Below are 12,833 nucleotides of genomic sequence, written 5' to 3'. Positions count from 1 at the left end.
CATACATATGAGGAGAGAAAAATGAAAAAAATTTTTATTTTTAGTTTAATGTTAGTTGCTCTATCAACATCTTTGTTTGCTCAAGGTGGAAGTGAAGAACCAGTAGCTAAAGATTCAGGAATGGTTAAAGTTGCATTAATTGTTGAAAATACAGTTGATGATAAAGGCTGGTGTCAAGCAATGCATGATGGTATTCTTGGTGCTCAAGAACAATTACCAGGTGTAATTGAATACAGCTATAGTGAAAAAATGAAACCTGTAGATGCTGGTTCTGCTGCAAGACAATATGTTGCAGATGGTTATGATATTATTATTGGCCATGGTGCTCAATATAAGAACTTAATTCTAGAAATGGCTGATGAATATCCAGATGTAACTTTTGCTTTTGGAACAAGTTCAGAAATTGGTCCAGACAATGTTGTAACATATATGCCAGAAAGTGAAGAAACAGGTTACTTATCAGGTATTATTGCTGCTACAGTTTCTAACAAACAAGTACTAGGTGTTGTTGGTCCTGTAGATGGTGGAGACTCAGCTCGTTATAATAGAGGTTTCGTATTAGGTGCTAAGAGTGTTAATCCTAATGTTAAAATTATGGTTGCACACACTGGTTCTTTCTCAGACTATATTAAAGCAGGTCAAGTTGCTCAATCACAAATTAAAGCTGGTGTAGATGTATTAACTGGATCATCACAACAAGCTTTAGGTGCTTTAAGAGCTACTGCAGACTATCCAAATGATGATATTTGGTGGGTTGGACAAGATTTAGCACAATTAGGTATGGAAGAAGGACAAATGAAATGTTTAGCTGCTTCTTCATATGATTATGCACCTGTAATTGTTTCATTAGTAGAAAATGTACAAAATGGAGTTAAGGGGGGTTATTGTGTACCTATGAATTTCTCTAATGGTGGATTTGTTTTCGGATTTAATGATGCATTGAAAGATGTTTATGGTGCAGATTTAGTTTCAACTATTAATGCACAAATTGAAAAATTTGTTCAAAATCCAAATTCAGTAGATTGGAAGAGTGTAGATTATTCTCAATTATAAGATAAATTAATGAAGGGCATCTTTTTATATAGTTATATATTATAAAGATGTCCTTTTTATAAGGTAAAATATGGATAAAATTACTAGTCTCCGAATGGAAAATATAACCAAAACTTTTCCGGGTATGAAGGCATTAGATAAAGTTACCATTGAAGTTAAAGAAGGTGAAATTTTTGCTTTAGTAGGTGAAAATGGAGCTGGTAAAACAACTTTAATGAACGTTCTAATGGGTCTTTATCAATGTGATGATGGTTGTATAATTCTTAATGGACAAAAAGTATGTTTTTCTTCACCTAATGATTCTTTCAAATGTGGTATCGGTATGGTTCACCAACGATACATGTTGGTTCCCAATTTAACAGTTAAAGAAAATATTGCTTTAGGCATGAAAAAAGCTTGGCAAAAAGTAAAAATTGATATGGACTTTGTTGTTAATAAAATCAAGGAAATTGGGGATAAATATGATTTAGTTATTGATCCTGAGGCCTATATTTGGCAATTATCAGTTGGAGAACAGCAAAAAGTTGAGCTTGTTAAAACATTATGTTTAGGTGCTAAATTCTTAATTCTTGATGAACCTACTAGTGCTTTAACACCCCAAGAAATTGATGAATTGATTCAATTACTTAAGACTATGAATAAAAAACTTCCAATGATTTTTATTTCTCATAAGCTTAAGGAAGTAAAAGAATTATCACATAAATTAGCTATTTTAAGGCATGGTAAAATTGTTTTTGCCGGAAATACAGATGATTATAGTTCTTCTGATATTGCTGCATTAATGACAGGTCATGAAGTAAAAATGCCTGAAAATACAACACGAAAAGAATTTAGTGATGAAGAATATGCCTTAGAATTAAAACATGTTGATGTAAAAAGCATTAGAGGTTTCTTAGCATTAAATGATTTGAATTTGAAAATCAGATCAGGTGAAATAATGGGACTAGCTGGTGTTTCTGGAAATGGACAATTAGAATTAGCTCAAATAATTAATGGTCTAAGAAAAGTTAATAAGGGTGAAATTCTATTTTTTAATGATCATATTGAAAATTTAAATCCTGTAAATATTATTAAAAAAGGAATGGGTTACATTCCTGAAGATAGAAATACAGAAGGAATTGTTCCATCCTTTTCTATAAAAGAAAATTTAGTTCTAAAAGATATTGAAGATGAAAGATTTTCAAATCATAAAATAATTAAAAATAAAGTAATAAATAGTAATGCAGAAAAGTTAAGAGAACAATTTGATATTCGTTGTGTTAACACTTCTTTAAGTGCTGGTGCACTATCAGGTGGGAATATCCAAAAAGTTATTCTAGCTAGAGAAATTGCACGTAAACCAAAGTTCTTAATTGCTGTATATCCTACTAGAGGGTTGGATATGGGAGCTGCTCAATTTATTCATTCAAAATTACTTGAGATGAGAGAAAATGGAGTAGGTATTTTATTAATTAGTGAAGAATTAGATGAAATAATGAATCTTTCAGATAATATTGCAGTAATTTTTAAAGGTCATATTCAAAAAGTATTACCTGCAAAAACAGCAACAAGGAGAGCTATTGGTATGTTAATGGCAGGAGTAAGTGATGAATAAACAATTTAAAGTATTATATAAAACTTCAATCATGTTAATTGCCATAATTGCAACTTTACTAATTGGTTCAATTATTTTAGTAACAATTGATGCAAATGTTTTTAAAACCTATTTGGTTATTTTAACAGAGCCATTAAAGAATAAAATTCAATTAACTGAAGTTATTATTAGGGCAATACCTCTATCAATTATTGCTTTAGGTATTACTGTAGCTTATCGTTCAGGTATTATTAATATTGGTGCTGAAGGACAAATGGCTATTGGAATTTTAACAGCTACTGCAGCTGCTTTAACTCTTTATAATATTCCTAGACCATTTAACATTTTCATTATTGTAATAGCTGGTATGCTTGGTGGTGCTTTATGGGGCTTTATTCCTGGTATTTTAAAAGCAAAATTAAAGGTCAGTGAACTGCTATCTACGGTAATGTTAAACTATATAGCGGCACAATTATATACTTTCTTTTTAAGAGGCCCGATGATTGATCCAGCTGAATTAACTATGGGTAGTGGTACTCCACAATCAATGAGATTAGATAAAGCTGTTTGGTTAAATAGATTAATTAAAGGTACAAGATTGCATTCTGGTATATTCTTTGTTTTTGTATTAGCTATTTTAATTTATATTTTATTATGGAAAACTTCTTTTGGTTATAAATTAAGAGCTGCAGGGGCAAGTGAGAAGGCTGCAAGATATGGTGGAATTAAAGTTGCATTCTTTGTAACAATTTCAATGGTTATTTCTGGTGCTTTTGCTGGTATTGCCGGTAGTGTTGAAGTTTTAGGTGTTCACCATAGAGCTATTGAAGGTATAACTAGTGGATATGGTTTTTCTGGTTTGGTTGTAGCTTTATTTGGAGGCCTTCATCCTGCGGGTATTCTTCCGGCATCCTTCTTCTTTGGATTATTATTAGTTGGTTCTGATATGACTCAGAGAATTGTTGGTGTTCCTGCAAATATGGTTCAAGTTCTAGAGGGTATTATCATTTTAGTTATAGTTGCAGCTCAACAGGTTATGAATGATAAATATTTAATGGATAAGATTTGGAAAAAAATCAATAAGAAGGAGGCTAAGTAATGGATTTTGTAGTAAATATATTAGCCTTAGGCATTCCCTTTAGTGTAGCCTTATTATTAGCAAGTATTGGTGAGATGTTTAACCAAAGATCGGGTATTTTTAATCTAGGTTGTGAAGGAATTATGGCTATGGGTGCCTTTATTGGAATGCTTGTGCCTTATTCTGTAGGTCATGGCGGGGTTACTCCAGGTGTTTATAATTTCTTAGGAATTTTAGCTGGAACTGGATTAGGAGCATTACTAGGTCTCTTATTTGGAGTTGTAGTAATTACTTTTAAGGCTAAACAAGGTATTGCAGGTATTGGTTTACAATTGTTCTGTGTTGGAGCAGCTGGTACATTATTTAGACACTTTGTTGGTGGTACTCAAAGTATTCCAGGTATTGGTAATTTAAATATTCCAGTATTATCAAATATTCCAATTTTAGGCCCAATTTTATTCTCTCATAATATCTTAGTATATGTAGCATTTTTATTTGTACCATTATCTGTTTATGTATTGTTCAAAACCCCTTGGGGATTAAGAGTTAGAGCTGTTGGAACATTCCCAAGAGCTGCAGATAGTTTGGGTATTAATGTTAATAGAGTTAGATTCCAAGCTTTAGCCGTTGGTGGAGCTTTTGCAGGTTTAGCTGGTGCTTATTTATCCTTATGTCAAGCAAAGATGTTCAGTGATGAAATGATTGCTGGTAGAGGTTTTATTGCTGTAGCACTTGTATATTTTGGACACTGGGATCCTGTTAAAATAATGTGGGGTGCACTATTATTCTCTTTGGCACAAAGTTTCCAATTAGCAATTCAAGGACAAGGAATTAATTTCCCTTATGAATTTGCGGTTATGTTACCATATATTTTAGTAATATTAACACTTGCCTTTTCTAGAGATAAGAAGAAGCAGGAACCTGCTGCATTAGGCGTTCCTTTTGATAGAGAAAAGCGGACTTAGTTATTTATAATAAATATTTAATAGCCATTTGATTGAAAATCATTTGGCTATTTTTATATATATAGCCAAACATCTAATCTGAAAACAGAATCATCAGTAGTATAAACCATATTACCAAAATACGAATTCGTAATGTGTTCTATAATTTTTATACCTAAGCCATGGTTCTGTGCATCTATTTTTGTGCTTACTAATTTATCATTTGTTAATTTTAAATATTGTTGATTATATGAGTTCTTAACTGAGATTAATATTGAACTTATATCTTGTTTAATATTAATCTCTATAAATTTGTTCTCAGCTTTAATAGTAGCCTCAATTGCGTTATCAATGGCGTTAGATATGATAATACATATATCAGAGGTAATTATTTCATCTTTGTTATTATAACTTATTGAAAATTTATTAGGAATATTTTCTTTTTCAAGAATTGATTTGTAATGGTTTAATATTGAATTTAACATGTGATTATTTGAATATTTAATGAAATTTTGAATTGGAACTTTCTTAGTAAGTTTTGAAGTATATTTTTTTACTTTATCTATATCACCTTCATCACATAAAGCTTGAATAATTGAAAGTTCCTTGTTTATATCATGACGTAACATCCTAACTTTATCATATGTTTGATTGATTTGTTGGTAAGTTGAATCAACTTGTTTGAGCTGAGTTCTAACTAAATCTAAAGCATTCTCTTTTTTGAGTAATTCAATATTTTGAGTTTCTTTTTCTCTTATTTTTACCAATGTCCATAATAAAGTTAGAAAAACAATGCATAGCAATAAGAACGTTAAAGTTATTGGGAATAATTCATTTTGTCTATTTAGCATAGAGCCTTCTCTAGTTAATTCATAATAAATATAAACTCCGGCAAATGCAGCAATTAGAGCAATTATATTCCAATTAACATCTTTAGTATTTAAAGCTTTTCTGATTTTAGGGATATATAAAAGATTAAATAATAAAGCAAAAATTATCATACTCACATCTCTAACAATTATAAAGGGAACTGTTAATTCTTTAAAAAAGTGAATTCCAATTACATATGTTAAGAAATTAAAAATTGATAGCATAGAATCTGAGAAAAAATAAGAAAATACTAATCTACCATCCTTATATTTACTTATAATAAAATATAAAACAAAACCAGGAATAGTTAATAATATGAAAATAGAATTAAAAGCAGCATCAAAGCCTTTAAAGAAAAGTAGATAATTATAAATTGCTAATAAAACAAAAAAAACAACTAGTAAAAAAAATAAATTCTTTTTTCTACTCTTCTTTTGAGGAAGTAAATTCCAACAAGTTATTAGTTGAATTAAATATAAAGGTTCAACTACTAATAAGTGACTTATCTCATTTGAAACAACCAATACTAGTGCTCCTTTAATATAAAGCTATTGTATTCTTGATAAATCTTTTTTACAGCTTTTTGCTTAATTTGTACAAAATCACCGTTAGTTACAATAAAATGAGTATCTTGAATTTTAGTAATTTTTTTCATATTTACTAAATAACTTTTATGAGTTCTAAGAAATATGGGGCTATCAATTAGTTCTTGTATTTTATCTAAAGGATAATAATATGATTTGATTTCATTATTGTCAAAATGGAATAATACTTTTCTAGCTTTGCTTTCAACATAAATTATTTCTTTGATTTTGATTAAATCTATTTTTCCATTAGTTTTTAACTGAATAATTTTATTATTATTTTCTTTATGAAATTTGTCTAGTAAAGAAAAAAGTTTCGAAGAATTAAGAGGTTTTAATAGATATCCAAAAATATCTATAGAATATCCTTCGATAGCAAAATCTTTTGAGGAACTATATAAAACTATATTAATATCAAAGTCTTTCTTTATTTTTTCGGCTATAGAAAAACCATTTTTATCATTTAGAAAAATATCTATAAATAAAAGGTCATATTTATTTGGAGAATTATAAAATTCTTCAATAAAAGTTTCTGCAAAACTATATGTGTCAATTGTACAAACAATTTTATTATTTAATTTATAATAATTTCTTATTGTATCAACCAATACTTTTGTATCAAAAGTATTGTCATCACAAATGCATATTTTCATTTTTATTCCCTTGTTATCATACTTGGATTTAATTATAAAGTACTTTATAAAAGTAATCAAATTAATGTGAGAATAATATTATTAAATTTATGTTGCGAATTAAAAATATTGATATTATTGTGAATCTTATGAGATATAATAAATATTTATCAAATAATGATATTACTTTAGAGAATATTTTATTTAGTAGAGATCTTAGAGTTGAAAAAGAAAATCAATTACTTAAAGAATATAATTGTTCTTTAATCGTTTTAACTTTGAATATAGCTGGTTCAAATAAAGTTTTTGAATTATCTAAAAAAACTTTTTATGAAGGAGCAAGATTAATAGAGGATAAATTAATCTTTCATAATTTAAAAATTAAATATCAAGAAATAAATAAGTCAAAATGTGGATATGAAAAATATTATCTAATCGAATGTGATTCCATGTTATTGAAAAGATATTGTTGTGATATTGAAGAGTCTTTGAAGATTGGAAGATTATTTGATATTGATGTTATTTCAAATAATAGAGAAAAAATAAGTAGAGAAGTAATTGGCTATAATCAAAGAAAATGTATTATTTGTAATAATAATATATATCAATGTAGAAGGTTAAAATCTCATAGTATAGATCAAATTTTAGAGAAACAAATTGATGTGATGCTAGATTATTTTGATAATAAAATGGCAAATATAATTTCTGATATTTGTTTAAAAGCTTTATTGTATGAAGTATTAACAACTCCAAAACCAGGACTTGTTGATCAAAATAATTCTGGATCTCATAAGGATATGGATATTTTTCTTTTTAACAAAAGTGCTATAGCTTTAATTCCTTTCTTTAAAGAATTTTATATGATTGGAGCAAAGAATAGTACAACTGCTATAGAGAAACTTTTTATACCTATAAGAGAGTTAGGTAAAAAAGCTGAAATTGCTATGTATAAAGTTACAAATAATGTTAATACTCATAAGGGGATTATTTTCTCTTATGCGATAGTTTTAGCTTCTCTTGGTTGGCTATCTCATAATAATTTTTATTCAAGAGAAAATATTATTATAACAATAAAAGATTTAACAAAGAATATATTTTGTGATTTTGAGAATCTAAATAATAAAGAGAAATTAACGAATGGTGAAAAGCTTTATCTAAGCGAACAAGTTTTAGGAATTAGAGGAGAGGCATATAACGGATACTCAACAGTAATAGAAAAAATATTACCTAAATTTTATTCATATATTGATGCTGGTAATTCATTTAATGATAGTGGGGCATATACCTTATTAGAAATTGTTTTATTAATTGAAGATACAAATATAATAGCTAGAAGTGATTATAATACTCTTTTAGAAATAAAAATAAGAATTAAAGATATTTTAGAATTGAAAGATAAAAATAAAATTGGGCTAATAAAAGAATTAGATTCATATTTTATAGCAAAAAATATTAGTGCAGGTGGTGCTGCTGATTTATTATCTTTAACATATTTTTTCTATTTTTTTGAGGAAGAAGTTTTATCAAATTTTGATATTATAAAATCATAGGTAGTTTTTGGAACATATGGAATGATAGCCTTAAAGTCTTTATTTTCAATTAAAAATCTAACTTTAGTTGCAGATATAACATCAAAGGATAGTTTTTTCCTTTCAACTATTATTAAGTGAACATTAGAATTTGCTAACCCCTTTATTAATTCATTATTATAAGAATTTGTTACTATGTCTTTTGGTTCTGTGCCTACAAATCTATAGTTTATTTTTAAAAGTGGTACTAATTTATTTAAAAAGAGATTTATATCTAATTTACAATTTATGTTTGTAGTTTGATTTTTATCTTTTATAAAATATGTAGGAAAAGTTAAAGGTGATAAAATATATTCTTTAGCATGGTGGATAATAATATTTGAAATATTTTTTGTTCCTTCTTTTACAAGATTATATCTTTCGTTTTCACTAAAAAAATTATTATCACCACTTAAAATAAATATATGCAATAAATCACATTCTTTTGCTGCTGTTTCAATTAGATATAGATGACCATTTGTGAAGGGATTACAGTTAGCTATTATGCAACCGATTTTTTTAACTTTGTCAGTATAAAAGCTAAGGCTTTCTTGTTTTATAGAATCTAAATAAGATGAAAGTCCATTTTTTGTATTTTCCATTAATACAATCTGATCTGTTTTTTCAATTGTATAAAAACCTAAGTTTTTAAATTGTAATTCATTTTTTACTTTTGTAAAAAGAAAGAGTTTTTTGTTTCCATTTTTAATTGAATGATTAAATAAATGGGTAATAATAGTTGATGTTAAATTTTCATTTCTATGAGTTTTATCAACTGCAACACATTTTATAATGTTCTTTTCTAAAGATCCTGTTGCAATAATATTGCCTTCAAAATCTTCAATAATTATTGAATATTCTATATTAACATCATATGTCAAATCATTAGCATTTAGAAAAGAAATTAATTTATCTAACTTTTGATTTTTAAAAGGTTTCCCAATTTTTATCTGATTATTATACAAAATATGATTCCTTTATACTAAAGACATTATACCCTATGAGTCTTGTTTTGAGAAATATAATATTTTTTTATAAATTTTTGCACTTTTTTGTGTTTATTTAACTAATATGATAATTTTGTTTGATATATTATTGATGTTAAGTCATAATAGTATATAAAGGGGTTTATCATTGTGAAAAAAACGGATTAAAATCCAAAAGAATTTTTTTATTAGTTATATTCCTATTAAATGTAGTTCTTAATGTTTTTGCCAATGACACTCAAACTGATACAATTCGATTTGCTGTATGGAATAAACCTAATAGTGCAATTATTAATAAAGATGGAAGTATCACGGGCTTTGAACCAGAGATATTCAAACAGCTAGTTCCTTTTTTAGAAAAGGATATAGAAATTATAGCTTTTGATGATAAGCTTGATTGTTTAGAAGCTCTAAGAAATAATCAAGTTGATGTAGTAATGTCTTCTTATTATTCTAAAGAAATCGATGAAGAATTTGATTATTCTAATATAATGGTTAGAAATGTTAATTTAGTTCTTTGTTCTGTAAATGATTATTATACTTATCAAGATTATGCATCTTTTGAAAATTCAAAAATTGGATATGTATTTAGGGGAGAAGCAACAAATAAAAGTATTGCTTTTGTAAAAAGTAAAATTAAAAATGCTGAATTTATGGAATATGATAATTCTAAAGAACTCTACTCTGCTTTACTTGATAGTGAAATTAATCTTGGTATATTTGATTTTGGTTCAATAGGGAATAGTTGTAATATAATAGATAGATTATATTCTTTTCCAACTTATTATATAACAAGAGAAAATGAATATTGGCAAGTATCAAAAGCTTTCTCAAATTTATTGAATAATTCACATGATATATATAATTCTTTATATGAAGATTTTTACCCAAGAGTTATTACAACTGAATTTACTAGGGAAGAATTAAATTATATAAACAGTAATCCAAAGTTGATTGCAACTACAGCATTAAATAAAAATGTTTTTTCATCTGTAAATACAAGTGGAGAAATCGTTGGTATTTTCCCTGACATTATTCGTGATATTAATAAGACAAGTGGATTGAATATTGAAATTGTCACAAATGATGGACATGCTTCTATGGGTGAAATTCTTTCTAATAATCAAACAGATATTGCTATTGGACTTGATTGTTTAAAATCAAAAGTAGATAAAGATAATCTATTTTATATCAATTCAGTTATGAAAATTCCAATGGAATTGATAACTAAAAGAGGAGAAGTCTTAGATAATAGTGAAGTAAGAACTATTGCTGTTGCAAGAGAAGGTAGTTCAACCTACAAATTTGTCAAAGAAAATTATCCTTCCTGGATTATCGTATTTGAGGATAATATATTAAAGCGATATGATATGTTATTAAAAAATGAAGTTGATTGTTTAATAGATTCCAGTTATAGCTTTAATTATTTAAATTCTAATCCTAGATACCAAGCATTAACTAGATATCCTTTAAGTATTTATTCTGAAGATTTAAACATTGTGGTTAATCAAAATATTAATTCTATTTTAGCCCAAATTATAAATAAAGCTACAATTAAATTAAAGAAGAATACTTTATCAAATATTGTTTATTCAAATATTTCAGAAATTTCATATTCTCCAACATTATATGATAATTTTCTATCTCATAGATTAGAATATTTGGCTACATTATCTTTAATAATAATCTTTTTCTTTGGGTTGTATTATTACTCTAGTAATAGAAGAAGAAAAGAATTGGAAGAAAATAATGAAGAATTAGTTGAAGCTGAGAAAATTGCTAATGAAGCTAGCCAAGCAAAAAGTGTTTTCCTAGCAAGAATGAGTCATGATATGAGAACCCCTTTAGGTGCTATTATTGTTCTATCTGAGTTCGGAATCAACGAAGCAAGTATTGATGATATCAAAGCATATTTTTTAGATATTTATGATTCAGCAAAATATTTATTAAGTTTAATGGATGATATTTTAGATAGCCAACGTTTACAAAGCGAGAATTTTGAATTTGATTTTTCTTATGTAAATATGTGTAATATTCTTAAGAGAGTCGTAACTTTTGTTGATAATAAAGCTAAAGAAAAGAATATAAAATTAGAAATAAAAAATAACACAAATGACTTTCATAAGTGTATTTATACTGATGAGAAAAGAATTTCACAAATATATGTTAATATTTTAAATAATGCAATTAAATATACACCAAAAGATGGAACTATATATTGGGAGAATACTTGTGAATATGTAGGTTCTGATAAAGTTAAAGTAATTTCTATTATTCGAGATACAGGTGTTGGTATGAGTCCTGATTTTGTAAAAAATCATTTATTTGAACCTTTCTCAAAAGAAAAAAATTCTTTAAGTAGAAGTGAAGGTGGAACAGGGTTAGGATTAAGTATTTGTAAAAAATTAATTGATCAAATGCACGGTAGTATTGTATGTGATAGTGTTTTGGGAGTTGGTACAACTTTTACAATTGAAATAGTTTATGACATTGTTAAAGATATTGATATCGATGATTGTATTGAAAAACAATATATAAATTTTGAAGCAGAATATAATAATTGTTTTGATGGTAAGAAAATTTTGGTTTGTGATGATACTGAAATTAATATTAAAATTGCTAGGAAAATATTAGAAAATAAAAAAATTATTGTTGATGTAGCTTATGATGGTGAGACAGCAGTAAAAAAAGTGTTATTTAATACCTATGATGCAGTTTTAATGGATGTTAGAATGCCAAAACTGGATGGTATAGAAGCTACAAAGAAAATAAGAGAATTTAATACTACAATTCCTATTTTTGCATATAGTGCTAATGCTTATTCAGATGATATTGAAAAGTCTTTAGAAGCTGGGATGAATGAACATTTAGCAAAACCCGTAAATATTAAGAAATTATATTATTTATTAAATAAATATTTTACATAGATTAATATCTATTCTTTAACTAAGAACACATTTAACCATTTTTGATTTGTATCATCTCTAATATCTTCACTAATGAAGTATTTATCAACTTTAAATAAGGTTTTAATCGCTGGAATTTTTATAAATCTTTCATATGTTAAAAAAGTGAAATATCTATTATCAATATACCCTTCAAAAGTACCAAGTTTAAAGGATGTGTATAATATTCCATCTTTTTTAAGCGCATCATGTAGTTTGTGAAAAATAGAATTTAATTCTAGATATGGAAGATGTAATAAACTTGCACAGGCCCAAATCCCATCATAGCAATTTATTTCATTGAAATCATTAAACAAGATTTGATCAACTTTAATATTGCAATATTCACTAGCTATTTGGCACATTTTTTTTGATCCATCGATTGCTTTAACATTAAAATTATTATCTAAAAAAAATTTGGTATCACGACCTGTTCCACATCCAAAATCTAATATCGTAGAATTAGCTTTTAGTTTTTTTATAAATATTTTTTGTATATTCGAAAAATTAAGTCTTTGGGTATTTGATTTGTAACTTTCAAAATTTTTATCATAGTAATTAATTGTTTTATTGTTCATCTTGTTTATAGAGTAACATGAA

Annotated in this window: 10 protein-coding genes; 6 read left to right on the top strand and 4 right to left on the bottom strand. The window is 26.8% G+C overall.

Features of this window, described 5'->3' with window-relative positions; all coding sequences use genetic code 11:
- Nucleotides 1-21: 21 nt before the first annotated feature.
- The 4 genes from ACZ5RS_RS02200 (at nucleotide 22) to ACZ5RS_RS02185 (ending at nucleotide 4,669) form a co-directional block, all read left to right on the top strand.
- The gene (locus tag ACZ5RS_RS02200) at nucleotides 22-1,053 is read left to right on the top strand and encodes a BMP family lipoprotein (RefSeq protein ID WP_464637242.1); all 1,032 of its coding nucleotides are present in this window, start codon (nucleotides 22-24) and stop codon (nucleotides 1,051-1,053) included.
- Nucleotides 1,054-1,147: 94 nt separating this feature from the next.
- Nucleotides 1,148-2,647, top strand: a complete 1,500-nt coding sequence (locus tag ACZ5RS_RS02195; protein ID WP_464637241.1) for an ABC transporter ATP-binding protein — start codon at nucleotides 1,148-1,150, stop codon at nucleotides 2,645-2,647.
- Entirely contained in the window at nucleotides 2,640-3,725 is a 1,086-nt protein-coding gene (locus ACZ5RS_RS02190) for an ABC transporter permease (protein ID WP_464637240.1), read from the top strand. The genes ACZ5RS_RS02195 and ACZ5RS_RS02190 overlap by 8 nt, the downstream gene beginning before the upstream one ends.
- On the top strand, nucleotides 3,725-4,669 hold the full coding sequence (locus tag ACZ5RS_RS02185) for an ABC transporter permease (protein ID WP_464637239.1): 945 nt from the start codon (nucleotides 3,725-3,727) through the stop codon (nucleotides 4,667-4,669). Before ACZ5RS_RS02190 ends, ACZ5RS_RS02185 begins: the two co-directional genes overlap by 1 nt.
- A 53-nt stretch (nucleotides 4,670-4,722) precedes the next feature.
- Here ACZ5RS_RS02185 and ACZ5RS_RS02180 read toward each other — a convergent pair whose 3' ends face one another.
- Both ACZ5RS_RS02180 and ACZ5RS_RS02175 read right to left on the bottom strand, forming a co-directional pair.
- Complete coding sequence (locus tag ACZ5RS_RS02180; RefSeq protein WP_464637238.1) at nucleotides 4,723-6,042, bottom strand: sensor histidine kinase; 1,320 nt, start codon at nucleotides 6,040-6,042, stop codon at nucleotides 4,723-4,725.
- A gap of 2 nt (nucleotides 6,043-6,044) precedes the next feature.
- Complete coding sequence (locus ACZ5RS_RS02175; RefSeq protein ID WP_464637237.1) at nucleotides 6,045-6,755, bottom strand: LytR/AlgR family response regulator transcription factor; 711 nt, start codon at nucleotides 6,753-6,755, stop codon at nucleotides 6,045-6,047.
- A 128-nt stretch (nucleotides 6,756-6,883) separates the two neighbouring features.
- Between ACZ5RS_RS02175 and citG the strand changes: the two genes are divergently transcribed.
- A complete protein-coding gene (gene citG / locus ACZ5RS_RS02170; RefSeq protein ID WP_464637236.1) occupies nucleotides 6,884-8,284 on the top strand; it encodes a triphosphoribosyl-dephospho-CoA synthase CitG in 1,401 nt (466 codons plus the stop codon).
- Here the strand turns inward: citG and citC are convergent.
- Complete coding sequence (citC, locus tag ACZ5RS_RS02165; protein WP_464637235.1) at nucleotides 8,233-9,267, bottom strand: [citrate (pro-3S)-lyase] ligase; 1,035 nt, start codon at nucleotides 9,265-9,267, stop codon at nucleotides 8,233-8,235. The genes citG and citC overlap by 52 nt on opposite strands.
- A 458-nt stretch (nucleotides 9,268-9,725) precedes the next feature.
- Here citC and ACZ5RS_RS02160 point away from each other — a divergent pair, with 458 nt between their 5' ends.
- Nucleotides 9,726-12,215 (top strand): response regulator, encoded by a 2,490-nt coding sequence (locus ACZ5RS_RS02160; RefSeq protein ID WP_464637234.1) that lies wholly within the window; start codon nucleotides 9,726-9,728, stop codon nucleotides 12,213-12,215.
- A gap of 8 nt (nucleotides 12,216-12,223) precedes the next feature.
- Here ACZ5RS_RS02160 and ACZ5RS_RS02155 read toward each other — a convergent pair whose 3' ends face one another.
- Nucleotides 12,224-12,811, bottom strand: a complete 588-nt coding sequence (locus ACZ5RS_RS02155) for a class I SAM-dependent methyltransferase (RefSeq protein ID WP_464637233.1) — start codon at nucleotides 12,809-12,811, stop codon at nucleotides 12,224-12,226.
- Between the last annotated feature and the right edge of the window lie 22 nt (nucleotides 12,812-12,833).

This window comes from Pleomorphochaeta caudata (assembly GCF_055395745.1).
This window is presented reverse-complemented; position numbering and strand designations above follow the sequence as displayed.